Source organism: Streptomyces sp. NPDC029169 (assembly GCF_055563935.1).
Window position 1 is genome coordinate 83,115 of record NZ_JBVHXA010000003.1, and the last position, 25,930, is coordinate 109,044.

Consider the following 25,930-nt stretch of genomic DNA (forward strand, 5'->3'; position numbering starts at 1 on the left):
CCGCGGCGGCGCGCATGCCCGCCCCGGGCCCGTCAGGTGAACTTCCGTACCCCCGGGACCAGTGCCGTCCCCAGGCAGCAGCCGCCGACCAGGACCGCGGCGACGATCAGCGGGACCTCCGGGCCCCAGGCCGAGGCGGCGACGGGGGCCAGGGCGTAGCCGAGCGGCATGGCGGCGAGCGAGAGCAGCCAGTCGTAGGAGGTCACGCGGGCCAGGGCGTGCGCCGGGACGGCCTGTTGGACGGCGGTCTCCCAGACGGGGGAGAGGAAGCCGAGTCCCGCCTGGGCGATCCCGTACGCGGCGATGGTCACCGGCGCAGGCGCGGGCATGGCCAGGAGCAGGAGGGGCAGGGCGTACGCGGCGAGGCCGAGGTTCGCCGTCAGGACCGGGCGCCGGGGGCGCAGCCGGTCGGCGAGCAGCGCGCCGAGGAGGAAGCCCACCGCGCCGACCTGGAGGAACACCACCCAGACGGTGTCCCCGCCGAGCCGGGTGACGGCGATCGACGGGCCGAGGGTCATCAGGACGGCGGCGGCGCCGTTCCAGGCGCTGTGGCCGATGAGGCTGGTCCAGTACCAGTCGCGGGATCTGACCTCCTGCCAGCCCTCCTTGAGGTCGGCGAGCAGCGAACGGCGCGGGATCGGCACCCGTTCGACCCGTACGGCGAGGAGCAGCGCGGCGCTGATCGCGAAGGTGGCCGCGTCCAGGACGAACGCCCAGCCGGCGCCCACCGTGAAGATCAGCGTGCCGGCGAGGGCGGGGCCGGCGAGGCGGGTGGCGCTCTGGGCGACGCCCATGGCGGCGTTGGCGCGCTGGAGCGCTTCGGGGGCCACCGTTCCCTTGATCAGCGGGGAGCCGGTGGGCATCGAGAAGGCGCCGGCCGCGCCGCCGACGACCTCGGCGCCGGCGATGACCCAGAGGGACGGCTCGCCGCCCAGCAGCTGGGCGGCGACGAGGAGTTGGGTGGCGCAGCGGACGAGGTCGGTGGTGAGGGCGACCGTACGGGCGTCGAAGCGGTCGCCGACGACTCCGCCGACGGGCAGCAGGAGCAGCTTGGGGACCATCGCGCAGGCCAGGACGAGGGCGAGCGCGGAGCTCGATCCGGTGGCCTTCCAGACGGCGAGGGCGAGCGCGGCGGGGATGACGGCGTCGCCGAGGAGGGAGAGGGCGCGGCCGGTGAAGAGCAGCCGGAAGGGGCGGGTGCGCAGGGGGTGGGGGACGGATGCGGGCGGGGGCACGGCGGTGGTGCCGGAGGGGGCGGTGGGCATGGCGGGGACACTATTTCGGTCCCGAATGATTCGTCAACGAAATATTTGATCCCGAAGAAGCTCGCTCGCCGACGTAGGATCGAATCATGGAGTCGAGCGAGCCCACAGAGCCCACGAAGCGGGACTGGACCGACGACCACGTGGACCGCTGGAAGCCCGTCCTGCCGGGCCTCGATCCGGTCGTCGAGGGCGCTGTCACCCGTATGAAGAAGCTCTCCGTGCATCTGCGGCGGGTGCGCGAGCAGTCCCTGGTCGACTTCGAACTGGAACGCCACGAGTTCGACACGCTCCACAAGCTGGCCGGCCGCGGCGGCAGCGCCGCCCCCTCCGAACTGGCCCAGGACCTCGATCTCGCTCCCGCCTCGGTCACCGGCCGCGTCGACGCCCTGGAGCGGCGCGGCTTCGTCCGCCGCAGGCAGTCCACGACCGACCGCCGCCGGGTCGTCGTCGAACTCACCGCTACCGGCCGGGAGACCTGGCTCGGCGCGATGGACGTCCTCGGCCACGAGGAGGACCGCCTCCTCGGCGTCCTCGACGAGGACGAGCGGAACCTGCTCAACGACATGCTCCGCCGGATCATGGTCGTCGCAGAGGAACACAGCGGGCCCCACCCCTGGCACGGCTGACGACCACGGCCGCGAAGAAGCGCCGGCTCAGATGCTGAGCGAGCGCGCGAAGTTCACCTGGTTCATCACCCAGTGGATCGTGTCCGGACCCGTCGCCGGGATCATCGTGGCGTGGTGGCGGCCGCCGCTCGTCACGGTGACCTGGATGAAGCCCGTCGTCTGCTTCTCCTTCATCAGCAGGAACAGCAGACCGAGCAGGCAGAGCAGCGCGAAGACGATCGCGAGCACGATCGCGACCGTCGGGATCTTCTCCTCGGTCCGCGACATGTCCATCGCGTTCCACACCGCGCCCTTGAGCGGCATCGCTCCGGCGGGCGTGATGATCTGGTCCCCGACGACGGTGATGTCACCGAGGCTCAGCTGCGGCGCGCCGCCGTAGCCCTGCGGCCCGCCCTGCGCGACCGGGTACTGCGGCGGCACCGGCACCCCGCCCGGCAGCGTGGGCTGGTACTGCTGCCCCGCCACGCCGGGCTGCGGATACCCGTAACCGGGCGCCCCCGCCTGCTGGTCCGGCCCCCACTTGTACTCGCCGTCCGACGCGTAAGGGTTCGGCTCGCTCATCTGTCCCCGCTCTCCGCCAAGAAAAAGCCCGCTCCTGCACGCCGCAGCGTACAGAAGCGGGCCACTGCCCCGGAAAGGGTGTCAGAAGCGGCGCGTGATCAGCGCCTTCTTCACCTCGGCGATCGCCTTCGTGACCTCGATGCCACGCGGGCAGGCGTCCGTGCAGTTGAACGTCGTGCGGCAACGCCACACGCCGTCCTTGTCGTTCAGGATCTCCAGGCGCTGCTCGCCCGCCTCGTCGCGCGAGTCGAAGATGAAGCGGTGCGCGTTGACGATCGCGGCCGGGCCGAAGTACTGACCGTCGTTCCAGAACACCGGGCAGGACGACGTGCAGGCGGCGCAGAGGATGCACTTCGTCGTGTCGTCGAAGCGCTCGCGGTCCTCGGCCGACTGCAGACGCTCACGCGTCGGCTCGTTGCCCTTGGTGACCAGGAACGGCATGACGTCCCGGTACGCCTGGAAGAAGGGCTCCATGTCGACCACGAGGTCCTTGAGGACCGTCAGGCCCTTTATGGCCTCGACCGTGATCGGCTTCTCGGGGTTGATGTCCTTGATCAGCGTCTTGCAGGCGAGCCTGTTCTTGCCGTTGATCCGCATCGCGTCCGAGCCGCAGATGCCGTGCGCGCACGAGCGGCGGAAGGTCAGCGAGCCGTCGACGTCCCACTTGATCTTGTGGAGACCGTCGAGCACGCGCTCCTTCGGGTCGATCTCGATCTGGAAGTCCTCCCAGACCGCCGCGTCCGACACCTCGGGGTTGAAGCGGCGGATGCGGAAGGTGACCGTGATGTAAGGGGAGGCGGCGGACTCCGCCTCGACCTTGTCCAGTACGGGGGTAGCCATCAGTACTTACGCTCCATCGGCTGGTAGCGGGTCTGGACGACCGGCTTGTAGTCGAGACGGACGGTCTCGGAGCCGTCGTCGCCGACCTCGCGGTACGCCATGGTGTGGCGCATGAAGTTGACGTCGTCGCGGTTCGGGTAGTCCTCGCGGTAGTGACCGCCGCGGGACTCCTTGCGCGCCAGGGCCGAGACGGCCATGACCTCGGCCAGGTCGAGCAGGTTGCCCAGCTCGATGGCCTCGAGGAGGTCCGTGTTGAAGCGCTTGCCCTTGTCCTGGATGGAGACGTTCAGGTAGCGCTCGCGCAGCTCGGCGATCTTCTCGACGGCCGTCTTGATGGTCTGCTCGGTGCGGAACACCATCACGTTGGCGTCCATCGTCTCCTGCAGCTCACGGCGGATGTCGGCCACCCGCTCGTTGCCGGTGGAGTTGCGCAGCCGCTCGACCTGCTCCTCGACGAACGTCGCCGGGTTCTCCGGCAGGTCCACGTAGTCGGACTTCGCGGAGTACTCGGCGGCCGCGATACCGGCGCGCTTGCCGAAGACGTTGATGTCGAGCAGCGAGTTGGTGCCCAGACGGTTGGCGCCGTGCACCGACACGCAGGCGACCTCGCCGGCCGCGTACAGACCCGGGACGACGGTGGTGTTGTCCGCCAGGACCTCACCCTCGACGTTGGTCGGGATGCCGCCCATGGCGTAGTGCGCGGTGGGCTGGATCGGGATCGGGTCCGTGTACGGCTCGATGCCGAGGTACGTACGGGCGAACTCGGTGATGTCCGGGAGCTTGGCGTCGAGCTGCTCCGGCGGAAGGTGCGTCAGGTCGAGGAAGACGTGGTCGCCCTCGGGACCGCAGCCGCGGCCCTCGCGGATCTCCGTGTAGATGGAGCGCGAGACGACGTCACGGGACGCGAGGTCCTTCATGACCGGCGCGTACTTCTCCATGAAGCGCTCGCCGTCCTTGTTGCGGAGGATGCCGCCCTCACCACGGGCGCCCTCCGTCAGCAGGATGCCCATGCGCCAGATGCCCGTCGGGTGGAACTGGAAGAACTCCATGTCCTCCAGCGGCAGACCGCGGCGGTAGCAGGCCGCCTGGCCGTCACCCGTCAGGGTGTGCGCGTTGGAGGTCACCTTGAAGAACTTGCCCGTGCCGCCGGAGGCGTAGATCACGGCCTTGGCCTGGAAGATGTGGATCTCACCGGTCGCCAGCTCGTACGCGACGACACCGGCGGACTTCTTGACGCCGTCGACCTCGGTGATCAGCTGGTCCAGGACGTAGAACTCGTTGAAGAACTCCACGCCCTCCTTGACGCAGTTCTGGTACAGCGTCTGGAGGATCATGTGACCGGTGCGGTCCGCGGCGTAGCAGGACCGGCGGACCGGGGCCTCGCCGTGGTTGCGGGAGTGACCGCCGAAGCGGCGCTGGTCGATGGTGCCGTTCGGGGTCCGGTTGAACGGCAGACCCATCTTCTCCAGGTCGAGGACGGCGTCGATGGCCTCCTTCGCCAGGATCTCGGCGGCGTCCTGGTCGACCAGGTAGTCACCGCCCTTGACCGTGTCGAAGGTGTGCCACTCCCAGTTGTCCTCCTCCACGTTGGCGAGCGCGGCGGCCATGCCGCCCTGCGCGGCGCCCGTGTGGGAGCGGGTGGGGTAGAGCTTCGTCAGCACGGCGGTGCGGCTGCGCTTCGTCGCCTCGATGGCGGCGCGCATGCCGGCGCCGCCGGCGCCGACGATGACGGTGTCGTACTTGTGGATCTTCATGACGTGGATTACCTCAGCCCCGTGCCTAGCGGATGTTCGGGTCGAAGGTGAAGATCACCAGCGTGCCCAGAAGGATGGTGAACACCGTGGCGGTGTACAGCAGGCCCTTGAGCCACAGGCGCGTGTTGGCCCGCTCCGCGTAGTCGTTGATGACCGTGCGGAGGCCGTTGGCGCCGTGCAGCATGGCCAGCCAGAGCATCAGCAGGTCCCAGACCTGCCAGAACGGGGACGCCCAGCGGCCGGCCACGAAGGCGAAGCCGATCTTGGAGACGCCGCCGTCGAGGAAGAGCTGGATCAGCAGGTGGCCGAGGACCAGGACGACGAGGACGATGCCGGAGAGGCGCATGAAGAGCCATGCCGCCATCTCGAAGTTGCCTCGGGTCGCCTTCGGCGTCTTGCCGGTGCGCTTGCGGGGGGCCTCGATGTACGGGGCCGGGTTGTCCACGTCGTAGAGGCTTCCACCCTCGACGGGACCTACCGCGGACTTGGTGAGGTCAGTGGACATCTCTGGCGTCAGCTCCCGAACAGTTCACGTGCGGCGTGGCCGAGGACGGGGTAGACGGAGCCCGCCATCAGCACGACCCAGATGCCCACGACGGTCCAGAGCATCTGCTTCTGGTAGCGCGGGCCCTTGGACCAGAAGTCCACCGCGACGACCCGGAGGCCGTTGAGCGCGTGGAAGAGGATGGCGGCGACGAGGCCGTACTCGAGGAGTGCGACGATCGGCGTCTTGTACGTGGCGACCACGTCGTCGTACGCCTCGGGGGAGACGCGGACGAGAGCGGTGTCCAGCACGTGTACGAACAGGAAGAAGAAGATGAGGACGCCGGTGACTCGATGAGCCACCCAGGACCACATTCCTTCCCGGCCGCGGTACAGCGTTCCAGCCGGCACGGAAAAACCCTCCGGGAGCGGGGATCAGGGTCGGCCGCCATCTTCTACTTAATTGAGCGCAGTGATGTCGGTCTGAACCCGGCCGGGTACGGTCCACCGGCCCCGGTCATCGTAGCGACGACTTGTCGGTTCGCTCGCGCGGGGTCCATAGGTGTGATCGAAGTGGCACGGAAGGACCCCGGACGGGCTATCGCGTGGGCGGGAATCGCCGCATTCCGGACGGAATCACGAGGCGGCGATCCTGAAGGTGAGCCGGGCGCGGGCCAGCCGGCGCAGCTCGTCGGCGGCGATCACCCGCTCCTCGTCGGGCTCGTTGCCGAGCCGGGACCGGATGCCCGCGAGCACCTGGTCGAGGCGCTCGCCGGGGCGTACGCCGTCGAGGCTGATCACGAACGCGTGCCCGAACCGGCTCTCGTACGCGGCGTGGGCGGCCCGCAGGGCGGTGTGCGCGGCGGGCGGGGCGTCGGGGTGCGGCGCGGCGGAGCACTCGGCGGCCAGTGCCTCGTCCCGGTCGGCGGCGGACAGGTCGTAACCGGCCTCGTCGGCGGCGGCGAGCAGCGCGTCGAGGGTGGGGTACGGGCGGTGCGCGCTCACCCGTTCGGCCCAGCGGTGGCTGTGGCAGCAGGAGAGGAGCAGCTCGTGGGCGACGGCGGCCGGGGCCGCGTTGAAGCGCCCGAGACCGATGGGCGCGCCGACGGGGTGCCAGGGGTCGCCGTGCTGGGCAGGTATCGCGGGGGCGGCGGAGCCCAGGTTCCGGTTCCGGGAAGGGGCGCGGGTGTCGCTGGTCAGCGTGGACTCCGGGAAAGGTGGGGAGGGTGTGACGCAACGTTATCGACGGGGAGGGGGGACTGTCCGACGGATGCGCGAATTTCACCCGGAAGGGAGAGTTTCGGAACGTATGCGTGACGTTCCGGCTCGGCTTCGCTGCCTCGAATGGCCGCACGCCACCCGCTGAGGGAGGATCCGAATGATGCGGTACGCCATACGAAGGCCCCCCGCGGGCCCCACCCTTCTCGCGGCCGCGGTGGCGCTGGTCACCGTGTCCGCCTGCGCCAATGGTTCCCCCTCCGGACCGGGCACGCCCGTCCCGCAGTCCCCCGTCACCAGCGCGCCGACGAGCGCCCCACCCCCGAGCCCCACGCCGCCGAGCCCCCCGCCGCCCAGTCCCACGCCCACCCGGACGTACCCCCTCTCCTCCGCCCCGCTCACCGTCCCCGCCGTCCGGTCGCACGAGGCGGCCCGCGGACCCGGCTGGCGCCCCACGCCGGAGGCCGGCGTCGTCGTCGCCCCGGGCAGCGAGGGGCTCGCCGACGAGGGCCGGCTGCTCGCGGGGGAGCTCAGGATCGCGTACCGGGGCGCCGTCCCCGCCCGCGCGGGCGACGTCGAGCTGGCGCTCGGCGGGAAGGGCGCCCCCGAGTCGTACACCCTCACCACCCGCGACGACCGGGTGAGGATCACCGGCCCCGACCAGGCGGGGGTCTTCTACGGCACCCGTACCCTCAAGCAGTCCGTGAAGGGCTCCGGCGCGATGCCCGAGGGCACGGTCACCGACGCCCCCGCGAAGCCCCAGCGCGGACTGAACCTCGACATCGCCCGCAAGTACTACACCGCGGCCTGGATCGAGGCCCGCCTCCGCGAGATGGCCGACCTCAAGCTCAACCAGTTCGGCCTGCACTTCTCCGACGACCAGGGCTTCCGGATCGAGTCGGACACCCACCCCGAGATCGTCTCCGCCCAGCACCTCACCAAGGCCGAGGTGCGCCGGATCCTGGCCCTCGCGCAGACCCTGCACATCACCGTCGTCCCGGAGATCGACTCGCCCGGACACCTCGGCGCCGTCCTGCGCGCCCACCCGGACCTGCAACTGCGCAACGTCCAGGGGACCCCGCGCCAGGGCGCCATCGACATCTCGAAGCCCGCCTCGGCGCGGCTCGTGGACGAGCTGCTGCGCGAGTACTCCGGCCTGTTCCCCGGGGGCTGGTTCCACGTCGGCGCCGACGAGTACCAGGCGCTGACCGTCAGCTCCCCGTCGGCCTCCTATCCGCAGCTGGCCACGGCGGCGCGGCAGAAGTACGGCCCCCAGGCGAGCGTGGCGGACCTGGCGGAGGGCTGGCTGAACGACCGGGCGGCCGTCGTCCGCGACGCGGGCAAGGTGGCGAAGGCCTGGAACGACGGCTTCTTCCGGGGCGGGGTCGTCACCGCCGACCAGCGCATCGAGGTCGAGTACTGGACCGGCAAGGAGATCGGCGCCAGGCCGCCGGCCGAGTACCTGGCCGAGGGCCGGAGGGTCGTGAACCTCAACGACGCGTACCTCTATTACGTCCTCGGCAAGCCGAACCTGTTCCCGATCCCCACCGGGCGCCTGATCTACGAGCAGTGGACCCCGCTGGTCCTGCGCGGCAAGACGCCCGTGGCGGCGCGGTACGGGCCGCAGATCCTGGGTGGCCGGTTCGCGGTCTGGAGCGATGTGCCGGGCGCGCAGACGCAGGCGCAGGTGGCAGCCGGGATCCGGATGCCGCTGACGGCGACGGCGCAGAAGCTGTGGGACGAGCGGGCGCCGGCGATGAGCTGGGAGCAGTTCAGGGCGCTGGCGGTGCGGGTGCGCGGCTGACCAGCGGTTTCCCCGTGGACGGGAGGCTTCCGTTGGCGTACGGTCCCGTTCGCGGCGGCCGCTCGGCCGCGCCGGCGCCTCGGGGAGGGGCGCCGTTGACCCGTGGGGGGTTCGCTCAACCATGCTCCGCAATCCGAACGGCTTGTCGTACGCCGTCGTGTCCCTGCTCGGCGGCAACATCGCCTTCGACGTCCTGCTGGCCGTGCTGGACGTCCGCGTCCTGGTCTCCGACCACGTGGACGACCCGGCAGAGATCGGGTCCCTCGACGTGAGCGTGGCCTACAGCATGGCGTTCACGCTGTACGTGGCGACCGTCGTCGTGTTCATCATCTGGTTCCACCGGCTGCGGATGAACGCGGAGGTATGGGCGCCCGACCTGCAGAGCCGGAGCTCCGGCTGGGCGATCGGCGGCTGGTTCATCCCCATCGCCAACCTGTGGATCCCGCACGGGATCGCCGCGGACATCTGGCGATCCAGCCGCTGGTCGCCGTACGCGGCCGACGGGAAGTGGGAGCTGACACTCCTCAACAGCTGGTGGACGCTCTGGGTCGTCGACGCGATCGCGGGCCGGGTCGCGTCGCAGTTGTCCAAGCGGGCCGACACAGTCGACGAGTACGTCACCGCGACACGGGTGTCACTCTTCGAGTACGCCGTCGACATAGCCGCCGCCGTCCTCGCGATCCTTTTCGTCCGCCGTCTGACCTCTATGCAGCACCGCAAGGCCACTGGCATGATTCCGGCCGCGCAGTGACGTAATCGCGCCAGGCGGCGCAGTAAGGGGAAGTACTGCGTCCGCAACGGGAGGCCTCGATGAGCCTGCTGGAACTGATCGACCTGGCCGACGAGCGGAGCCTGGCGGCCGCCGGGCTCGCCTGTCTGGACCGGTGTCTGCCCGTGCTCGCCCCCGACGGCGGCGACGTGCTGCGGCCCGTCTGGGCGGCGGTCGCCCGCGGTGACGGCGGGGCGTGGGGCGAGGCGGTCGCCAAGGCCCGAGTCGAGCTGGACGGCGCCGCGGCCGGGGACGACGAGGCGGCCGGGCTCGTCCGCGAGATGCTGGGCGCCGCGCCCGCCGAGTGGGCCGTGGGGCCCCTGCGCGCGTGGGCCTCCGGTTGCTCCGCCGGCGCGCTCGCCCTGCACGGCCGGTACGAGGCCGCCGAGGTCACGGACGAGCTGATCGAGCGGTGCCTTGGCGGGGACGCGACCGGGGCCGGTCCGCTCCTCGCGGGCGAGCTGCGCCGGCAGCGCACGGTCCTGGAGTCGGTCGCCCACGGGCCCACGGGCCTGCGCCGCGCCCGGGAACTCTCCACGGAGGGCGGCCGCGTGCTCCGTGCGGTGGTCTCCCGCCGGGCCCGCACGGCTTGACGGCCTGACGGTCTCGTACGCGACGGTGGCCGGGCGCTCCCGAAGGCACCCGGCCGTTTTGTCGTCGTCGTTTCCTATTCCGCCGGCTTCACCGCGATCAGGTCGATCATCGCCGCGATGTCCGCCTCCGCCCGCGCCTTGTCGAGGCCGAGGCCCGTGAGGACGCCCTCGCCGTCCTCGAACTCCAGCAGCGCCAGCAGGATGTGCTCGGTGCCGACGTAGTTGTGCCCGAGCCGGAGCGCCTCGCGGAAGGTCAGCTCCAGGACCTTCTTCGCCGCCGCGTCGTACGGGATGAGTGCGGGCATCTCCTCGGCCGCCGGGGGCAGCGTCGGGGTGACCGCCTCGCGCAGCGCCTCGGGCGTCACGCCCTGCGCGGTGATCCAGTGCACCGCGAGCCCCTCGGGCTCGGCGAGCAGGCCCAGGGCGAGGTGCCCGGGGGTGGTCTCGGCGTTACGGGCGGCCGAGGCCTCGTTCTGGGCGGCCACGACGACGTTCCTGGCCCGGGGGGTGAAGCGGCTGAACCCGGCGTTCGGGTCCATCTTCTCCGCGTCCGGGTCCTTGGGGACGAACCGCTTCTGGGCCGCCTGACGCGTGACGCCCATGCTCTTGCCGATGTCGGTCCAGGAGGCGCCGGAGCGCCGGGCCTGGTCGACGAAGTGACCGATCAGATGGTCGGCCACGTCGCCGAGGTGGTCTGCGGCGATCACCGCGTTCGACAGCTGGTCGAGCGCGTCGGTGTTGCTCTTCTTGATCGCTTCGATGAGGTCGTCGAGCCGGACGGGGATGGTCATGCCGACTGGTTTCGTCATGAGTGCAACCCTAGGTTGACAGTCCGATGGTGTCAACCATCGGTTGACAGTTCGATGGGCCTTGAAGCGGGCGGAGAGGTCGCTGCAAGTGCTGTGGCGATGCGAGGCTGACGAACTTCACCCGTCCAGGAAGTGCGCCCACTGCTGACAGGCCGGGCGGGGGCGGTCTCTTCGGAGGGGGGTGTTCGAGCGCGACCACGCGCACTACAGCCACGCGCCGCGCGAGGTCCGCAAGGGCTGACGGGGCCGCCACCAGGCTTCGCGTCGCGGTGAGGGCAGGGCTCCTCACGGGAGCTCGTCGGACGCCCCGCGCCCTGGATAACACCTGGTCAGGGCGATCATGCGAGAGACGACCGGGGCCGCCACCCCCCACAGGAGAGGCCCCGGTCGCCGTCCGCCGGAGCCGCAGCACGGCCCCGTACTCCCTTCAGCGCCGTACCACCGTTTTCTGTCACACCACCCCATGTCCCAAGTTGGTTGCAGGTTGCACAAAGGACGGACGGACATGGACGACACCAGGGCCGAGGACGTAGCGTGCTCGTGCGTACCGGACGGTGCGGCGGTGGTGACCAGCCGTGATGACGAACAGGGTGGGGAGTGCTGGGGGACGACGCGGAGCTGACGGCCGCGGTGCTCGCTGCGCAGGACGGGGACGAAGACGCCTTCCGTACTGTGTACCGCGCCGTGCATCCCCGGCTGCTGGGCTATGTGCGCACGCTCGTCGGCGACGCCGAAGCCGAGGACGTCGCATCCGAGTCCTGGCTCCAGATCGCCCGGGACCTCGACCGCTTCAGCGGCGACGCCGACCGGTTCCGCGGCTGGGCGGCCCGGATCGCCCGCAACCGGGCGCTCGACCACATCCGCATGCGGGGCAGACGCCCCGCCGCGAGTGGCGACGAGACCGAACTCACCGACAAGCCCGCCGACTCCGACACCGCGGACGAGGCACTGGAAGCACTGGCCACCGGCGACACCATGCACCTGATCGCCCAACTTCCCCAGGACCAGGCCGAGGCCGTGGTCCTGCGGGTCGTGGTCGGCCTGGACGCCAAGAGCGCCGCCGACACTCTGGGGAAGCGCCCCGGCGCGGTACGGACCGCGGCGCACCGCGGTCTCAAGCGGCTCGCCGAACTCCTCGGCGCCGAGGGCGACGGCAGCGCGGCCCCTCTCGGGGGCGTACCGCCGCAGCGCGGTCGCAGGCCGGGGGCGGCACCGGCCCCCGGTGGTGTGACGCAATCGCGCGCGCGGACGCAGAAGGACATGTGATGGCCGACGAGCAGTACCAGTGGCTCGACCAGGACGTCGCGGAGCGGTTGCTGCGCGGCGAGCCGGTCGATGCCGTCGTCGATGCCGTCGACGATCACGCCCGCGCGGAGGCCGCACGCCTTGCCCAGGCCCTCGCGGCGGCCCGCCCGGAACCCTTCGCCCACGCGGCGCAGGCCGAACTTCCCGGCGAGGCGGCCGCCCTGGCCGCCTTCCGCAAGGCCACGGCCGAGCGCGGCCTCGCCGTGTCCTCGGCAGCCGCGTACCAGTCGCAGACCTCTCCGTCCGCCTCCGAACTCGGCGCGGTCCGGCTCGCGCCCGTCCCCGCCGCCCGGCGCTGGGGCCGCTCCCTGCGGTACGGACTGGCCGCGGCGGTCGCCGCCGTGGCGGTCGGCGGGGTCGCCGTCGCCTCCGGCACGGGCATGCTGCCCTTCACCACGGACAGCCCGGGACCGGCCGGATCCGTGTCGGCGGTGGACACCCCCGACCCGGTCGCCTCGAACTCCCCGAACGCCTCCGGCTCCCCGGACGGCGGCTCCCTCACGGGTACGCCCTCCGCGGCCCCCTCCGGTGACGGCCGCTCGCCGGGCGCGTCCCCCTCGGCCTCCACGGCCCCGGCCACGGCCGGTCCCGGCGGTACGGCCGGCCAGGGCGACGGCACCCCGAAGCCGGGGACGAGCACGGCCGGCTCGGACCAGGACGGCGCGCTCTCCGACGCCAAGGCCGTCAAGGCCTGCCAGGACTACCGGGCCGGACGCCTCGACGCCGCCGCCCAGGTCCGGCTCGCGAAGGCGACCCGCAGCGGCGAGACCGTACAGCGCTACTGCGACCGTGTCCTGGGCGTCGGCTCGGGGGGCGGATCCAAGGGCGGTACGGGAGACGACAAGGGCGACGGCGACTCGTCCGGGGAAGGCGAACGAGGAGGCTCCCGGGGCCGCGACGACGGCGGCGACGACGGGAAGACCGGTCGCGAGAAGGGTTCCGACCCTACGAAGGATCCCGCCAAGGATCCCGCAGAGGACCCGGCCAAGGACCGCGCCTCCGGCCAGACCGAAAGCCCGCGATGAACAAGGTGTGACACTTTTCGGCCCGTCGGCGCAGTACTGAGTGAGCCGACTGGTCATCGGCCGCGCGTGAGCCGGGGTTCCCCCCGTACCTTCGGCTCCGCGCACCGGCGCGGGTGGGACACGTTCCCCCGGTCCCACCCGCGCCCCTTCTTCTCTCGCCCTCTCCTGCCGCTCCTAGCGCTCCTACCAGTGGACGACGACCTTGTCGCCGACCTTCACCTGGCCGAAGAGCGCCGCGATCTTCCCCCGGTCACGGACGTTGACACAGCCGTGCGAGGCCCCGTTGTAGCCGCGGGCGGCGAAGTCCGACGAGTAGTGCACGGCCTGGCCGCCGCTGAAGAACATCGCGTACGGCATGGGCGTGTGGTAGATCGTCGAGACGTGGTCGCGGCTCTTGGAGTCGACCTTGAAGGTGCCCTCGCGGGTCGGGGTGTTCTCCGAGCCGAAGCGCACGTCCATCGACGAGACGACCTTGCCGTCGATCATCCAGGCCAGCGTGCGGGTCTCCTTGCTGATGCACATCACCCGCCCGGTCATACAGCGCGGGTCCGGCGTGTCCAGCGCGTTGGATGTGGACGGCTTCAGCTCCTCAGCGGTGGGCTTACGGGTCATCCCGAGCAGCTTCTGCCAGGTGACCTCGTCCACCGAGCCGGTCTGCGGCAGCCCCCGCTTCTTCTGGAAGGCCTCGACGGCCTTGCCGGTGATCGAGCCGTAGAAGCCGGTGGGCGCCCGGTCGAAGTAGCCGATCTGCCGCAGCCGCGCCTGCAGCTCACGTACCTGCGCGCTCTCGTCGCCGTCCTTCATCAGGACCTTGGCGACAGGCGGCGCGGAGGTGGGGGAGGAGGACGGCTTGTCGTCCGTAGTCGGCGTAACGCTAGGAGCGGCCGAGCTCGACGGCGGGGTCGTGGCCGGCGCCGAGGAAGAAGTCGTCGGCGCGCCGGTCGAGGGCGAGGCGCCCCCGCCGCCGGCGGCCTGGGCCGTACAGCCTGTGGCGATCGCCACGGCGGCCGCGGCCATGAGTGCTCTGCGTATGACGGACGAACGGCGCATCGGAAGCCCCCCGGAATCAGCGTGTGTACGTATGGATGCTTCCCACGCCCGCTTGGTTGCGCACTCGTGGTTGCGCACTCGGCGGAAGGACGGAGCATGCTGTGAGGAAGGTCCCAGCGTGCGGCTCTCCACCCGCCGCACGGCCGCCGCTACAGTCCGTCGCGAGGGTCGGTACCAGGCAGTAGGTCTGCAGCAGGTCTATCGGGAGGCACAACAGATGGCGCGCGAGTCGGAGTCGGGGCTGCCCATTGAGCCGGTCTACGGACCGGACGCTCTGGACGGGTGGGATCCCGCCGAGAAGCTGGGCGAGCCGGGCTCGTACCCGTTCACGCGCGGTGTGTATCCGTCGATGTACACGGGCCGCCCCTGGACGATGCGGCAGTACGCGGGCTTCGGCACCGCGGTCGAGTCCAACGCCCGCTACAAGCAGCTGATCGCGAACGGCACGATGGGTCTGTCCGTCGCCTTCGACCTGCCGACGCAGATGGGCCACGACTCGGACGCGGCGATCGCCTCGGGCGAGGTCGGCAAGGTCGGCGTCGCCATCGACTCGATCGACGACATGCGCGTGCTGTTCGACGGGATCCCGCTGGACAAGGTCTCCACGTCGATGACCATCAACGCCCCCGCCTCTCTCCTGCTGCTCCTCTACCAACTCGTGGGTGAGGAGCAGGGCGTCCCGGCGGACCAGCTGACCGGCACGATCCAGAACGATGTGCTCAAGGAGTACATCGCGCGCGGCACGTACATCTTCCCGCCCAAGCCCTCGCTGCGGCTGATCGCGGACATCTTCAAGTACTGCAAGGCCGAGATCCCGAAGTGGAACACGATCTCGATCTCCGGCTACCACATGGCCGAGGCCGGAGCCTCGCCCGCGCAGGAGATCGCGTTCACCCTCGCCGACGGCATCGAGTACGTCCGTACCGCCGTCGCCGCGGGCATGGACGTGGACGACTTCGCGCCCCGCCTGTCGTTCTTCTTCGTCGCGCGCACCACGATCCTCGAAGAGGTCGCCAAGTTCCGGGCCGCCCGCCGGATCTGGGCGCGGGTGATGAAGGAGGAGTTCGGCGCGAAGAACCCCAAGTCGCTGATGCTCCGCTTCCACACCCAGACGGCGGGCGTCCAGCTGACCGCACAGCAGCCGGAGGTCAACCTCGTCCGGGTCGCCGTCCAGGGCCTCGCAGCCGTCCTCGGCGGCACGCAGTCGCTGCACACCAACTCCTTCGACGAGGCCATCGCCCTCCCGACGGACAAGTCCGCGCGCCTGGCCCTGCGTACGCAGCAGGTCCTGGCGTACGAGACGGACGTCACCGCCACCGTCGACCCGTTCGCCGGCTCGTACGTCGTCGAGAAGATGACCGACGACGTCGAGGCGGCCGCGCTGGAACTGATGCAGAAGGTCGAGGACCTGGGCGGCGCGGTCAGCGCGATCGAGCACGGCTTCCAGAAGAACGAGATCGAGCGCTCCGCCTACCGGATCGCGCAGGAAACCGACAGCGGCGAGCGGGTCGTCGTCGGCGTCAACCGCTACACGATCGACGTCGAGGAGCCGTACGAGCCCCTGCGCGTCGACCCGGCGATCGAGGCCCAGCAGGCCGAACGCCTGGCCAAGCTCCGCGCCGAACGCGACCAGGCGGCGGTGGACGCGGCGCTCGCGGAGCTGAAGAAGGCGGCGGAGGGCACGGACAACGTGCTCTACCCGATGAAGGACGCGCTCAGGGCGCGAGCGACGGTCGGCGAGGTCTGCAACGCACTGCGCGAGGTCTGGGGCACGTACGTCCCGACCGACGCGTTCTGATCCGGCGCGGTGGACCGGTCCAGTGCGGTACGTACACACCCGCAGACCTGCGGCGGCCCGCGTTCCGATTGAGGAACTGGAAGAGCTCGAACGTCTTCGGGACGAGGCCGACCTCGCGGAGGTGAAGGCCCGCGAGGCTGCTCCGGCCGGGCCTTCGATGACGCACGAGGCGTTCATGGCGCAGCTTGAGGCCGAGGACCGGCAGGCGGCTTCGTGAGCCACACGGTGGTGTGGGAGCAGCGGGCCATGGAGGAGTTCCGCCGCCTCCGCCGGTCACCGTCCACGTGGCCAAGGTGGGGCGCGTGGCCTGACGCGGTCTGAGTGTCAGCCGATCTTCCGGCATGCGAAACCCCGAAGCGGAGTGTCGTACCCACGTGCGACACTCCGCCTCATGCTGGGTGTCACCGATCTTCCGACCTATCTCGTGGGCCTCGTCCTCATCATCCTTCTGCCGGGGCCGAACTCGCTGTACGTGCTGTCCGTCGCCGCCCGCAAGGGAACGCGGACCGGATACAAGGCCGCCGCCGGTGTCTTCACCGGCGATGCGGTGCTGATGACACTGGCCGCGCTCGGTGCGGCCTCGTTGCTTCAGACCACGCCCCTGCTCTTCATGATCGTGAAGTACGCGGGCGCGGGCTATCTGGCCTGGATGGCGTACGGGATGCTGCGCGCGGCCTGGTCGATGTGGCGTTCGCGCGGTGAGGAGAGCGCGGGCCAGGAGGAGGCCGTGGCGGGATCCTCCGAGCGCCCGTACCGGCGGGCCCTGATCATCAGCCTGTTCAACCCCAAGGCGATCCTCTTCCTCATCTCCTTCTTCGTGCAGTTCGTCGACCCCGGCTACGCCTACCCGGCGCTCTCGTTCCTCGTTCTCGGCACCCTGCTTCAGCTCGGGAGCTTCCTCTATCTGACGATGCTGATATTCGGCGGTACGCGGCTCGCCGCCGCATTCCGGCGCCGCAAGCGCCTCTCGGCGGGGGCGACCTCGGCCGCCGGGGCGCTCTTCCTCGGTTTCGCGGTGAAGCTCTCCCTCAGCAGCACCGCTTGACCCTCACATCGTGTGAGGCCGTGTCGTAGGAGTCGTCATGTTCACCATCGGAGACTTCGCCCGGCACGGACGGGTGTCGGTCCGCATGCTGCGTCACTACGACGCCATCGGACTGCTGCGCCCGGCCCATGTCGACCCGCACAGCGGCTACCGCTTCTACGAGGCGGACCAGCTCGCCCGCCTCAACCGCGTCATCGCGCTCAAGGAACTCGGCTTCACCCTCGAACAGGTGGGGTCGATCCTCGACGAGCAGGTCGGTGCGGAGGAGCTGCGCGGCATGCTGCGGCTGCGCCAGGCCGAGCTGGAGACGGCCCTGGCGGAGGCGGCGGGACGGCTGGCCCAGGTCGGCGCGCGGCTCCGAGCCATCGAGAGCGAGGGACACATGTCCACGCAGGACGTCGTGATCAAGAAGGTTCCGCCGGTGCGGCTCGCCGAGCTGAGCGGGGTGGCGGCCGGGTTCGGCCCCGGCGAGATCGGCCCGGTCATCCAGCCGCTGTACGAGGAGCTGTGCGCGCGCCTGGAGGCGGCGGGCGTCACCGGGTTCGGCCCGGGGATCGCGTACTACGAGGACGCAGGCCGCGGCGACGGCTCGGTCGTCGTGCACGCGGGGATGACGCTCCCGGCGGGTACGGAGGAGGTGCCGGGCGTCGACGTCGTCGTGCTGCCGGGCCTTGAGGAGGCGGCGACGGTCGTCCACCGGGGTCCGATGGACGACCTCCTGCCGACCGTCCAGACCCTGGCCACCTGGATCGACGCCAACGGCTACCGGTCCCAGGGCTACAGCCGCGAGCTGTACCTGGAGTGCCCGGACGACAAGGCGAAGTGGGTGACGGAGCTCCAGGAGCCGGTCACCCGCGCGAACTAGCCTGCGCCGAGCGGGTCGTCGCCTGCGCGAACCAGGTCCTGTCCGGCCGATCATGGTCGTGGGGGGTCCGGCAAGATGCTCGGGCGAGCATCATCGTCGAGTTCTTCGCGGCTCCGGATGACGCGTCAGCGGCTCTGGTTCTTCAGGCCGGGCCGCGACGCGCATTCGAGTCGCTCTCCTTCGGCAACTTCGATCCCGAAGAGGCTGTGGTCGAGTGGGAGTGCCTTCTCGCCGACGGCAGCTTCGAGGAACTCGTCGAAGCCAGCGAGCCTCGTATCGTGACCGGCCAGGGCGATGATGGGTACGTGGTGTTCGCGATCTCGCCTCGCCTGACCGCAGCACTCGCCGTGGCTGGGCGGTGATCGAGCGGCCGCTACCGAGGGTGGAACGTCGGCCCCGGTACCCCGGGCGCAAGCGGCATCCGGACCGGCTGGTGTTCCAGGGCATCCTGTTCATTCCTGCACACCGGGATCGCCTGGGAACATCTGCCGCAGGAACTCGGCTTCGGCTCGGGCATGACCTGCTGGCGCCGCCTGGCCGAGTGGACCGAGGCTGGAGTCTGGCCCCGGCTTCACGAAGTCCTTCTGGCCAAGCTTCGCAGCGTGAACGCCCTGGACTTCTCCCGGGCGGCCGTCGACGGCTCCCACATACGGGCATTGAAAGGGGGATCCAAGACGGGACGAAGCCCTGTTGACCGGGGCAGGACGGGCAGCAAGCATCACCTGATCACCGACGCCACCGGTATCCCGCTCGCCGCCACCTTGACCGGCGGCAACCGCAACGACGTCACCCAGCTGATCCCGCTGCTTCAGGCGGTGCCGCCGGTGAGGGGCAAGCGAGGCCGGCTCCGGCGCCGCCCGGACGTGGTGCTGGGCGACCGCGGCTACGACCACGACAAGTACCGCCGCCTCGTCCGGGATCTCGGCGTGAAGCCGCTGATCGCCCGCCGGGGCACCGAGCACGGCTCGGGCCTGGGCACGCAACGCTGGGTCGTGGAGCGAGCATTCGCCCACCTGCACTGGTTCCGCCGCCTGCGGATCCGCTGGGAGATCCGCGACGACATCCACGAAGCCTTCCTCGCCCTCGGATGCGCACCGATCTGCTGGCGACGCCTGAACTCCCGATAGGAGTTCAAGACAGGCACGGCCAACGTTGATGGCCCGGTTGCCGACCTCAGGCCGGCTTGCGCCACACGGAGACGTGCTTCGCGGAGTCCTGGGTGAACGGAGACCCGTCCCAGTCCGCAACGCGACGTTCCAGCTCGAGCCCAGCGATCCGCGCCATCAGGTCGAGCTCCGCCGGCCAGGCGTACCGGTGCCGGGAGTTTTCGCGGCGGTAGCGGCCGTCGTCGCTGTCGCGGGTGAAGTGGTGCGAGACGAGCATCTGCTCGACCAGGTCGAAGGTGTCGAAGCCGAGATGCTGCTCAGAGACGTCGAACGGCACCGCGACCTGGCCGGGCGGCAGGAACCGCAGCGGCGGCACACCCAACTCGATGACGAACCGGCCGCCGGGCTCCAGATGCCGTGCGGCGTTGCGGAAGCACTCGACCTGCTCGTCCTGCGTGAGCAGGTTCGTGATGGTGTTGTAGACGAGGTAGACCAGGGTGAACCCGCCGGGAACGACGGTGGTGGCCATGTCCCCGATGACTACCGGGAGGGTGCCCTCGTCGATCTTGCGCCGCAGCACCGCTGCCATGTGCTCGGACAGTTCGATGCCCACCACCGGCACGCCGCGTTCCCGGAGCGGGACTCCCACCCGTCCGGTTCCGATGGCGAACTCCAGCGCCGGGCCGTCTCCGGCGAGCTCGGCGAGGAAGGCGAGGGTTGGTCCGAGAACGGCAGCCGAGGACGCTTCGGCTTCCTCGGCGTCGTAGCGGTCGGCGGTCGCGCGGGTCCACAGTTCACTGCTCGTCACGGCGGGCCACTGTGCCTGGTGCCGAGGGGCGCTGTCGACGCATTTAGTTCTCCGCGGCTCAGCGTGCACCGCCCACGACTCGTCGTCGCCTTGCCGCCACCGCCGTCATCATCCTGACCGCCGCCATGCCCGCCCAGGCTATGGCCCTCCCAGACACCGGCCCCGCCGGCGGACTCAGCTTCCTGAGCGACTCCGCAGACGCCATCATCACCTTCGTCAAGCAGGTCCTCGTCTGACTACCTCGGCGCGGCGGGTCGGCTGAGGGCATGTGGTCATGAGCGCCGGCTCCGGCCAGCACCAGCACGGTGCTGGCCGGGCTGGCGAGGCGGCCGGTGTGCCTGCGGGACGGCGCCTTGTCGGTGGGTGAGCGGTCGGGTTACGGCTGTTGCCCGTGATTCCTCATCTGCCCAACGGCAGCGTCCTCCGCACTTCAGGCGCAGGTGGGCGCCGACGCTGGGGGCTTCCCCCGTTCTCGCCGAGGAACACGATGCCGGAGCATCTGTGGTGGCACAGGACAAGAGGGCCCCTTCCCGCGGGAAGGGGCCCTCTGCTGTTCCTACAGGTACTGCGCCGGGTCAGTGCTCGGTGCGGGTCTGGCGGCGGCGCCACCAGACGAGTGCGCTGCCCGCGGCGGCCAGGGCGGCGGCGATGCCGCCGATGAGGCCGATGGGGGTGTCGGATCCAGTGTCGGCGAGGTCGCCGTCAGGGTCCTTCGGGCCGGGCCCGCTGGTGGCGGGCGGCGACGTCGGGTCCGTCGGGTCGGGATTGCTCGGCGTGGGGGTGGGCTTGTCGGTCGGGTCAGGCTTCCCGGGGCCGGTCGGTGTCGGCGTGGGGGTGGGGTCGGGCTTGCCGTCGTCGGTCTTGGCCGACCCGTTCCCGCCGAGGAACGCGATGTCGGCGTTCCGGGCGGAGGTCTCCGCCCGGACGGAGTCCTTCGTCTCCTTGGGGAGGGTGCGGTGCTGGGTCTGGAACTCTACGGGGGTGATGTTCCGCTTGGGGGCCTTGGAGAAGTCGACGCCGCCGACGAAGAAGGTGTAGATCCGCCCGTCAGCGAGGGGCCATTCGTAGGTGAAGTCACCCTTGGTGAAGGACTTCACCATCTCCTTCCACACGGTCCGCTTGTCCCAGTCCGCGTTGGGGGCACGCAGGGGCCACCGCTTCAGATCATTGCTGTTGATGATGGGCCGGAAATCGGTGGGCGTTTTGGCGTCCTGGAGGCGGATCCACTCGGCGGCCACGCGGGACTTGTAGACGCGCCGCAGGTCGGCGTACTTCGCCTCGGTGTTGATCTGCTTCTGCACGTGCGGGACGAGGAGACGCGTGATCAGGCTGTGGCTGTAGTCCTTCTCCGCCTTGGTCAGCTTCGTGTCGCAGCGCTCGCCGTTCGGCGGGGTGCTGAACTCCATCGCCGCGTGGTTGACCTTCAGCGGCGCGTCCAGGATGTAGATGCCGCCGTCCTGCTCGCGGACCTTCGCCCGGCCGGGGACGATCCAGTTACGGCCCGACCCCCAGCAGGGGACGCCGTTGACCTTGGGGGCGGCGTTCATGAACTCGCGTCCGGGGGACTTCTTGGGGTCCATGGCGCGGGAGAAGTCCCGCTTCATCTCCATGTCGGCTTCGAGGAGGACACGACCGGTGTCGGTCTCACCAAAGCCCTTGTCCATGATCGTCTCGGGCTGGTCCGGGTTAAGGTTCACCCACATGCGGTCCGGTGTGAGGGCCAGCCACGTAAACAGGGCGTCGGAGGCCAGTTCGAGCTTCGCCTGACCACCCCAGCCCGGGTTGGTGTCCTCGTCGTCCACGAAGTCGGCCTTCATGGAGTAGTCCAGGCCCTTGCCCTTGACGGGGTTGCCGACGTACTGAAGTTCCAGGGTGGAGAAGTCGACGCCACCGGGGCCGCGGCCGAGCGCACCCCGGGTGTCGATCTTGTTGTACTGGTTCTGGAGCTGCCGGGCCTCCGCGGGGTTCTTCCCCGAGCCGTAGGCGAGGGAGTTGATCGGCCCCTGTGTGCCGATGTTCGGCTTGGGGGAGAACGGCATGTACGTCTTCGTGTACTTCGTCTGCGGATAGACGCCCTTCGCGGTCGCGCGGCGTTCGGCGATCCGGATCGGGTTGTTCCCGGTGCCGCGCTCGCCGCGGAGCTTGTCGTTCTCCGCCTTGTACTCGCGGGTGGTGACCTTGTTGGGCTTCTCGCCGGTGAACATGGTGAACTTCGACTTCGTGAAGTCGTACTTCGCGTCCTTGTGGCGAAGGATGATCTTGTCGTTCGCGAACTGGCCCTTGATGCGCTTGCCGTTGGACTTGAACTCGCCCAGGTCGCCCGTCCGTTGGTTCCACGCGTCGTAGCGGCGGGAGGCGATCTTGTTGCCGTTCCTGTCGAAGATCTCGACCTTCACCTCACACAGCCAATCGGGCCCGATGAGGTTGTAGTCCTGGACGGTCTTCCGCTCGAAGACACCGCCCTTCTCGCGGACGTGCTGACCGCCGATCAGGTGCTGGGGCACCCACTTGGCGAACGGCTTCGGGGTTCCCTTCGTGTCCCGCTTGTAGCGGTTGTAGCGCGCCCAGATCGCGCGCTTCATGTCCTCGGGGTCCTTCGACGCGGCGTACGCCTTGTCCCACTTGTCGATGTCCGCCCGGCTGTACCCGGCCGCGTTCAGATCGGCTTGGGTGGGGGTGGGGACGTTCTCGAAGCCCTTGTAGAAGAGGTTGAAGTAGTACTCCTCGTCCGGGCCGGACCGGGTCCAGTGGTGCTGCCCGGTCGGAGCGCCGGAGTTGTTCGGGGTGCGGGGGAACGGCTTCTTTAGGTGCATGGTGTCGCACCTGCCGCCGGAGCTGACCTTGGCGTAGTCACCGGGCGCAGCCTGCGCGTCGGCCGGGAGACCGACCAGCATCATCCCCGCCGCCGCGGCGACCGCCAGACACGAAGTCAGGCGCCGCCGTATGCGGGTGGTCATGGATGTTCTCACGTACATGTCCCTGGGTGGGGGCTCATGGGACAGAAGAGGAACCGGGCGGCGTAAGGGCCCCCGTGGCTTGCCACCCGTTCGCCGGCCAGCCTAGCCACTGACGGCACGCCAGATGCAACAGGTTCCACACGGTGTGCGTGTGTCAACTCGGTGAAGAAAAAGGTCCGTTGGGCTTGTGTCAGCGCGGCCCGCTACCGTGACGTCCCATGAGCGACGACGTGAACCCCACCGAACACCCCACCCGTCACCCCGAGCTGGTGGCGTGGCTGGTGGAACGCCGGAACACCTTCCCGTCCTGGGCCGACCAGGCCGGGGGCGCCGCGCTGTTCGACTTCACCCCGGCCTCCCTCGACGTCCTCGACACCCTGATCCGCGAGACCGCCAGCGGCCTGGATCAGCTCACCGAGCAGCGCCGGACCCCGTTCGTGCAGGGCGCGGTGTGGTACGTCGGCGAGATGATGTGCCGCACCCACGGCATGGTGTGGCGATACACGCCGGAGCCGTTGGACGAGGGCGGCTATCCGCCGCTGTTCGATCCCGCGGACACCCCGGCCCTCGACACCCCCAGCGTCGCCTTCCCAGATGCCGGGCCGGATGAGGGGTTCTACCCGCTGAACATCCTGTGCCGGATCCTGGAAGACGAAGACTCCTCTGGTATGCCGATCGATGAGCGCCTGGTCGACGTCCTCGACCCCGCATACCTCAAAGACGACGACCAGGACGAAGACGACGAGGACGAGGACGAGGACGAGGACGACGAGTCGTGACCGCCCACACCGGACAAGGCGCCTCCCCGGTCCGGATGGACACCTTGCAGTGGCTCATGGTCGACGGGACCCTCGACAACGAGATCGCCACAGAGACCGTTGAGGGAGACGAGCGGAACGTCGTCGCCCTCGCCCGAAGCATCCGCTGACAAGGGCTGACACAATGAGGTGGACCTGGCCTGCTGGCCATGACCGGGACGGGAGTTGGGCGTTCGGCTCGGTGTGGGGACTGCGCCGTGGATCGTGCCCGATGAGCTGTGGGATCGCCTGGAGCCGTTGCTGCCGCAGCGCGAGCGGTGCTTCCCATACCCGGGGCGGAAGCCGTTGCCTGACCGGGAGGTGCTGTCCGGGATCTTGTACGTGCTGCACACCGGGATCCAGTGGGAGCACCTGCCGCAGGAACTCGGCTCCGGTTCGGGGATGACGTGCTGGCCCAGACTCCGGGACTTGAACGAGGCCGACGTGTGGGCAGCAGCTGCACGAGGTGCTGCTTGCCGAACTCAACGCTGCCGCGCGGTTGGACTGGTCGTGGTGCGTGATCGACTCCTCCCACGTCAGAGCGCGTCCTACGTGGAGCCCGTCTGGTGCCATCCAGTACGCGCGTCGATACAAGGCGGCGTTCGTGAATGCCGTCAAGGACGGCCGTTTCCCCGCCTCCTGAAGGCCGATACACCCCCGAACCGTGGTGGCTCGGGGGCGTGGCGCGGTCGGCGCTTACGGCACGTTCGGGCTTGACTCACACGCGGCGGTTGCGGTGTCGGTGCCGGCCTCGCCGTCGCAGACGTCCGGGGCACCGGTGCCGCCGTCGAGCGTGTCGTTGCGGGGGCCTGCCTTGATCGCGTCGGCGCCGTCGCCGCCGTCGAGGCTGTCGTCGCCGCCTGCGGTCCCTACGGTTGTGGTGGTCTCGAAGTCGGCATTGAAGCCGGCGTTGTCGCCGAACAGCCTGTCGTCTCCGCCGCCACCAGTGATCACGTCGTTGCCGGCGGAGGTGCGGGTGGTCCCGTCCGGTACGGAACTGTCGCCGATGAGCTCCTCGTTCGCGCTTCCGCCGATGATCCGGTCGTTACCGGCGCCGATCCCGGTCCCGCCCTGGGGGTCGAAGATGTTGTGATCCCCGAGGGCAAGGACCCCGCCATCAGCGCCCAGGTCCAGCAGGTCGTCGCCGCCGCTTCCGCGCGCATCCCTCGGAGCCTGGCTGTCGCCGACCATGAAGTCGAGGTCGGAGCCCCCGAAGAGCTGATCGTCCCCGGCGCCCGTGGCCCCCACCGTTGCCGAGGAGGAATCACCGAGCATGCTGTCGATTCCCGCATCGCCGAACAGACGGTCATTGCCGCCACCCGAGGCCGTGCCCCCGCTCTCGAAGGCGGTTCTACTGTCGCCGGTCAGGCCGTCGTCGCCGTTCCCGCCGTGGATCTCGTCCCTGCCTCCGCCGGAGGCGTTGCCGCCGAAGGCAAGGCTGTCGCCGATGATGCGGTCATTGCCGTCACCGCCGAACAGGATGTCGTTCCCGCCGCCTGCGGCGTTCCCGTCCGGGTTGAACCTGTCGCCGCGCACGCCGTCATTGCCGGCGCCGGCGTCGATCCGGTCGTTGCCCAGCCCGCCCATGAGGGTGTCGTTCCCGTCCAGGCCGCAGATCAGGTCGTTGCCGCCGCGGCCGTCGATCGTGTCGGCCTCCTCCGTACCGACGATCACGTCCGGGCCCTGAGTCCCCAGGGTCTCCTGGCCGGCCACCGCTTCGATCGTGAAAGCCTGCCCGAAGCACGTCGCCTGGGCAGTGGCGCTCGGCGCTCCGGAACCGACGATGAACCCCGCCGCGAGAACACCGGCCCACAGCATCGCCGCTGTGCGCCGCTTTCCCTTGGCGGCCACGGGCCGTGGCTCAGGGGTATCACGAGGAGTCATGCCAACCTCCGCTTGCTGAGCGCCCCCATCCGGGGCGGTGGGTGAGAGGAACCGAGGTAGGGCGAGAAGGTGTGAGTTGACCCTGCCCGGTCCTGTTCGCACCGTATGTCGCGCTCTGAGCCAAGGTCGTGGACGCCGAGCAGTGGGCCGGGAAGATCACCCGAGTGCTGGAGAAGCATCCTCAGGGCCTCAGAGCGGAGGCGCTGGCCGAGAAGGCCGGCCTGAGCGAGGCCCAGGTCAAGGCCGGGCTGAGGTGGCTGAACCTAGAGTTCACTCCTGGATCGAGCGCGCTTCGGCAAGAAGGACGGACCGGCCGACGAACAGCTAACCCCGCATGAACTCGTGGAGCTCAAAGAGCTTCCCCCGAGCCCCTGGCGCCTCGGTTACTCCCGCCTCCCCCATCACCGACCTGATCGCGGGCAGGAGCCGATCGCTCTCGAAACAGGACCTGGCCCGCGCCGAGCCGGTCGTCGCCCGCGCGAGCCGGCCCGCGCCGAAACGCTGCCGTCCCCGGGGCTCAGGCCCAGGGGGCGGCAGCGGGCCGGCCGTGCGGCGCCGTCACCCGTCC

Annotated in this window: 26 protein-coding genes and 1 pseudogene; 15 read left to right on the top strand and 12 right to left on the bottom strand. The window is 70.0% G+C overall.

All coding sequences use genetic code 11. The annotated features are described in order from the left end of the window. Positions 1-32: 32 nt before the first annotated feature. Positions 33-1,265 carry an MFS transporter gene (locus ACZ4VI_RS07085; protein ID WP_467997397.1) on the bottom strand — a complete coding sequence of 411 codons (1,233 nt, stop codon included), beginning with the start codon at positions 1,263-1,265 and terminating at the stop codon, positions 33-35. Positions 1,266-1,351: 86 nt separating this feature from the next. Here ACZ4VI_RS07085 and ACZ4VI_RS07090 point away from each other — a divergent pair, with 86 nt between their 5' ends. Beyond that, positions 1,352-1,891: a MarR family winged helix-turn-helix transcriptional regulator gene (locus ACZ4VI_RS07090; protein ID WP_467997398.1), complete on the top strand. Its 540-nt coding sequence runs from the start codon at positions 1,352-1,354 to the stop codon at positions 1,889-1,891. Between the two features lie 27 nt (positions 1,892-1,918). On the opposite strand, the gene ACZ4VI_RS07095 is transcribed toward ACZ4VI_RS07090, so the two are convergent. The 6 genes from ACZ4VI_RS07095 to ACZ4VI_RS07120 form a co-directional block, all read right to left on the bottom strand. Beyond that, positions 1,919-2,452, bottom strand: coding sequence for a hypothetical protein (locus ACZ4VI_RS07095; protein WP_467997400.1), 534 nt, complete (start codon positions 2,450-2,452; stop codon positions 1,919-1,921). Positions 2,453-2,533: 81 nt separating this feature from the next. Further along, positions 2,534-3,292, bottom strand: a complete 759-nt coding sequence (locus ACZ4VI_RS07100) for a succinate dehydrogenase iron-sulfur subunit (protein WP_467997402.1) — start codon at positions 3,290-3,292, stop codon at positions 2,534-2,536. Continuing rightward, positions 3,292-5,046, bottom strand: coding sequence for a succinate dehydrogenase flavoprotein subunit (sdhA, locus tag ACZ4VI_RS07105; protein ID WP_467997404.1), 1,755 nt, complete (start codon positions 5,044-5,046; stop codon positions 3,292-3,294). The genes ACZ4VI_RS07100 and sdhA overlap by 1 nt, the downstream gene beginning before the upstream one ends. A 25-nt stretch (positions 5,047-5,071) precedes the next feature. Then, a complete protein-coding gene (locus ACZ4VI_RS07110; RefSeq protein ID WP_467997406.1) occupies positions 5,072-5,551 on the bottom strand; it encodes a succinate dehydrogenase hydrophobic membrane anchor subunit in 480 nt (159 codons plus the stop codon). 8 nt (positions 5,552-5,559) lie between these two features. Continuing rightward, on the bottom strand, positions 5,560-5,940 hold the full coding sequence (sdhC, locus tag ACZ4VI_RS07115; RefSeq protein ID WP_467997408.1) for a succinate dehydrogenase, cytochrome b556 subunit: 381 nt from the start codon (positions 5,938-5,940) through the stop codon (positions 5,560-5,562). Positions 5,941-6,165: 225 nt separating this feature from the next. Next, entirely contained in the window at positions 6,166-6,669 is a 504-nt protein-coding gene (locus tag ACZ4VI_RS07120) for a 2-oxo-4-hydroxy-4-carboxy-5-ureidoimidazoline decarboxylase (RefSeq protein ID WP_467998081.1), read from the bottom strand. Between the two features lie 238 nt (positions 6,670-6,907). Here ACZ4VI_RS07120 and ACZ4VI_RS07125 point away from each other — a divergent pair, with 238 nt between their 5' ends. The 3 genes from ACZ4VI_RS07125 (at position 6,908) to ACZ4VI_RS07135 (ending at position 9,913) form a co-directional block, all read left to right on the top strand. After that, positions 6,908-8,551 carry a beta-N-acetylhexosaminidase gene (locus ACZ4VI_RS07125; protein ID WP_467997410.1) on the top strand — a complete coding sequence of 548 codons (1,644 nt, stop codon included), beginning with the start codon at positions 6,908-6,910 and terminating at the stop codon, positions 8,549-8,551. 121 nt (positions 8,552-8,672) lie between these two features. Further along, the gene (locus ACZ4VI_RS07130) at positions 8,673-9,302 is read left to right on the top strand and encodes a DUF4328 domain-containing protein (protein ID WP_467997412.1); all 630 of its coding nucleotides are present in this window, start codon (positions 8,673-8,675) and stop codon (positions 9,300-9,302) included. Between the two features lie 59 nt (positions 9,303-9,361). Further along, positions 9,362-9,913, top strand: a complete 552-nt coding sequence (locus tag ACZ4VI_RS07135; protein WP_467997414.1) for a hypothetical protein — start codon at positions 9,362-9,364, stop codon at positions 9,911-9,913. 74 nt (positions 9,914-9,987) lie between these two features. Here ACZ4VI_RS07135 and ACZ4VI_RS07140 read toward each other — a convergent pair whose 3' ends face one another. Further along, entirely contained in the window at positions 9,988-10,722 is a 735-nt protein-coding gene (locus tag ACZ4VI_RS07140; protein ID WP_467997415.1) for a Clp protease N-terminal domain-containing protein, read from the bottom strand. A 597-nt stretch (positions 10,723-11,319) separates the two neighbouring features. Here ACZ4VI_RS07140 and ACZ4VI_RS07145 point away from each other — a divergent pair. Both ACZ4VI_RS07145 and ACZ4VI_RS07150 read left to right on the top strand, forming a co-directional pair. Beyond that, positions 11,320-11,988, top strand: coding sequence for an RNA polymerase sigma factor (locus ACZ4VI_RS07145; protein ID WP_467997417.1), 669 nt, complete (start codon positions 11,320-11,322; stop codon positions 11,986-11,988). Then, positions 11,988-13,052, top strand: coding sequence for a hypothetical protein (locus ACZ4VI_RS07150; protein ID WP_467997419.1), 1,065 nt, complete (start codon positions 11,988-11,990; stop codon positions 13,050-13,052). Before ACZ4VI_RS07145 ends, ACZ4VI_RS07150 begins: the two co-directional genes overlap by 1 nt. Positions 13,053-13,235: 183 nt before the next feature. Here the strand turns inward: ACZ4VI_RS07150 and ACZ4VI_RS07155 are convergent, their stop codons facing one another. Further along, positions 13,236-14,069: a L,D-transpeptidase family protein gene (locus ACZ4VI_RS07155; RefSeq protein ID WP_467997421.1), complete on the bottom strand. Its 834-nt coding sequence runs from the start codon at positions 14,067-14,069 to the stop codon at positions 13,236-13,238. A 250-nt stretch (positions 14,070-14,319) separates the two neighbouring features. On the opposite strand from ACZ4VI_RS07155, the gene ACZ4VI_RS07160 reads away from it, so the two are divergent. From ACZ4VI_RS07160 to ACZ4VI_RS07185, 6 genes are all read left to right on the top strand, one after another. Then, positions 14,320-15,900 (top strand): acyl-CoA mutase large subunit family protein, encoded by a 1,581-nt coding sequence (locus ACZ4VI_RS07160; protein ID WP_467997423.1) that lies wholly within the window; start codon positions 14,320-14,322, stop codon positions 15,898-15,900. Positions 15,901-15,922: 22 nt separating this feature from the next. Continuing rightward, on the top strand, positions 15,923-16,117 hold the full coding sequence (locus ACZ4VI_RS07165; protein WP_467997424.1) for a hypothetical protein: 195 nt from the start codon (positions 15,923-15,925) through the stop codon (positions 16,115-16,117). Between the two features lie 174 nt (positions 16,118-16,291). Then, the gene (gene leuE / locus ACZ4VI_RS07170; protein ID WP_467997426.1) at positions 16,292-16,945 is read left to right on the top strand and encodes a leucine efflux protein LeuE; all 654 of its coding nucleotides are present in this window, start codon (positions 16,292-16,294) and stop codon (positions 16,943-16,945) included. Between the two features lie 37 nt (positions 16,946-16,982). Further along, complete coding sequence (locus ACZ4VI_RS07175; protein WP_467997428.1) at positions 16,983-17,810, top strand: MerR family transcriptional regulator; 828 nt, start codon at positions 16,983-16,985, stop codon at positions 17,808-17,810. Further along, positions 17,768-18,172, top strand: a complete 405-nt coding sequence (locus ACZ4VI_RS07180; RefSeq protein ID WP_467997430.1) for a hypothetical protein — start codon at positions 17,768-17,770, stop codon at positions 18,170-18,172. Before ACZ4VI_RS07175 ends, ACZ4VI_RS07180 begins: the two co-directional genes overlap by 43 nt. Continuing rightward, positions 18,169-18,937, top strand: a protein-coding gene (locus tag ACZ4VI_RS07185; RefSeq protein ID WP_467997432.1) for an IS5 family transposase whose coding sequence is annotated in 2 segments (ribosomal slippage) — positions 18,169-18,267 and positions 18,269-18,937 — 768 coding nt in all. Because the reading frame shifts where the segments join, the coding sequence is not laid out codon by codon here. The genes ACZ4VI_RS07180 and ACZ4VI_RS07185 overlap by 4 nt, the downstream gene beginning before the upstream one ends. Before the next feature lie 46 nt (positions 18,938-18,983). Here ACZ4VI_RS07185 and ACZ4VI_RS07190 read toward each other — a convergent pair. Both ACZ4VI_RS07190 and ACZ4VI_RS07195 read right to left on the bottom strand, forming a co-directional pair. Beyond that, positions 18,984-19,724: a class I SAM-dependent DNA methyltransferase gene (locus tag ACZ4VI_RS07190; RefSeq protein ID WP_467997433.1), complete on the bottom strand. Its 741-nt coding sequence runs from the start codon at positions 19,722-19,724 to the stop codon at positions 18,984-18,986. Positions 19,725-20,299: 575 nt separating this feature from the next. Then, complete coding sequence (locus ACZ4VI_RS07195) at positions 20,300-22,681, bottom strand: hypothetical protein (RefSeq protein WP_467997435.1); 2,382 nt, start codon at positions 22,679-22,681, stop codon at positions 20,300-20,302. Between the two features lie 218 nt (positions 22,682-22,899). Here ACZ4VI_RS07195 and ACZ4VI_RS07200 point away from each other — a divergent pair, with 218 nt between their 5' ends. From ACZ4VI_RS07200 to ACZ4VI_RS07210, 3 genes and pseudogenes are all read left to right on the top strand, one after another. After that, a complete protein-coding gene (locus ACZ4VI_RS07200) occupies positions 22,900-23,460 on the top strand; it encodes a hypothetical protein (RefSeq protein ID WP_467997436.1) in 561 nt (186 codons plus the stop codon). Beyond that, entirely contained in the window at positions 23,457-23,609 is a 153-nt protein-coding gene (locus ACZ4VI_RS07205) for a hypothetical protein (protein WP_467997438.1), read from the top strand. Before ACZ4VI_RS07200 ends, ACZ4VI_RS07205 begins: the two co-directional genes overlap by 4 nt. Before the next feature lie 73 nt (positions 23,610-23,682). Next, positions 23,683-24,025 (top strand): annotated as a pseudogene (locus ACZ4VI_RS07210) (transposase); the annotation flags it as partial. Positions 24,026-24,174: 149 nt separating this feature from the next. Here the strand turns inward: ACZ4VI_RS07210 and ACZ4VI_RS07215 are convergent. Next, a complete protein-coding gene (locus ACZ4VI_RS07215; RefSeq protein ID WP_467997440.1) occupies positions 24,175-25,329 on the bottom strand; it encodes a calcium-binding protein in 1,155 nt (384 codons plus the stop codon). Between the last annotated feature and the right edge of the window lie 601 nt (positions 25,330-25,930).

Excerpts from the sequence above, each read along its gene's own strand:
- ACZ4VI_RS07135 (WP_467997414.1), top strand. The coding sequence starts at position 9,362 with ATGAGCCTGCTGGAACTGATCGACCTGGCCGACGAGCGGAGCCTGGCG.
- ACZ4VI_RS07110 (WP_467997406.1), bottom strand. The coding sequence starts at position 5,551 with ATGTCCACTGACCTCACCAAGTCCGCGGTAGGTCCCGTCGAGGGTGGA.
- ACZ4VI_RS07095 (WP_467997400.1), bottom strand. The coding sequence starts at position 2,452 with ATGAGCGAGCCGAACCCTTACGCGTCGGACGGCGAGTACAAGTGGGGG.
- ACZ4VI_RS07175 (WP_467997428.1), top strand. The coding sequence starts at position 16,983 with ATGTTCACCATCGGAGACTTCGCCCGGCACGGACGGGTGTCGGTCCGC.
- ACZ4VI_RS07125 (WP_467997410.1), top strand. The coding sequence starts at position 6,908 with ATGATGCGGTACGCCATACGAAGGCCCCCCGCGGGCCCCACCCTTCTC.
- ACZ4VI_RS07200 (WP_467997436.1), top strand. The coding sequence starts at position 22,900 with ATGAGCGACGACGTGAACCCCACCGAACACCCCACCCGTCACCCCGAG.
- leuE (WP_467997426.1), top strand. The coding sequence starts at position 16,292 with ATGCTGGGTGTCACCGATCTTCCGACCTATCTCGTGGGCCTCGTCCTC.
- ACZ4VI_RS07085 (WP_467997397.1), bottom strand. The coding sequence starts at position 1,265 with ATGCCCACCGCCCCCTCCGGCACCACCGCCGTGCCCCCGCCCGCATCC.
- ACZ4VI_RS07130 (WP_467997412.1), top strand. The coding sequence starts at position 8,673 with ATGCTCCGCAATCCGAACGGCTTGTCGTACGCCGTCGTGTCCCTGCTC.
- ACZ4VI_RS07160 (WP_467997423.1), top strand. The coding sequence starts at position 14,320 with ATGGCGCGCGAGTCGGAGTCGGGGCTGCCCATTGAGCCGGTCTACGGA.
- ACZ4VI_RS07100 (WP_467997402.1), bottom strand. The coding sequence starts at position 3,292 with ATGGCTACCCCCGTACTGGACAAGGTCGAGGCGGAGTCCGCCGCCTCC.
- ACZ4VI_RS07155 (WP_467997421.1), bottom strand. The coding sequence starts at position 14,069 with ATGGCCGCGGCCGCCGTGGCGATCGCCACAGGCTGTACGGCCCAGGCC.
- ACZ4VI_RS07090 (WP_467997398.1), top strand. The coding sequence starts at position 1,352 with ATGGAGTCGAGCGAGCCCACAGAGCCCACGAAGCGGGACTGGACCGAC.
- sdhA (WP_467997404.1), bottom strand. The coding sequence starts at position 5,046 with ATGAAGATCCACAAGTACGACACCGTCATCGTCGGCGCCGGCGGCGCC.
- ACZ4VI_RS07150 (WP_467997419.1), top strand. The coding sequence starts at position 11,988 with ATGGCCGACGAGCAGTACCAGTGGCTCGACCAGGACGTCGCGGAGCGG.
- ACZ4VI_RS07140 (WP_467997415.1), bottom strand. The coding sequence starts at position 10,722 with ATGACGAAACCAGTCGGCATGACCATCCCCGTCCGGCTCGACGACCTC.
- ACZ4VI_RS07195 (WP_467997435.1), bottom strand. The coding sequence starts at position 22,681 with ATGACCACCCGCATACGGCGGCGCCTGACTTCGTGTCTGGCGGTCGCC.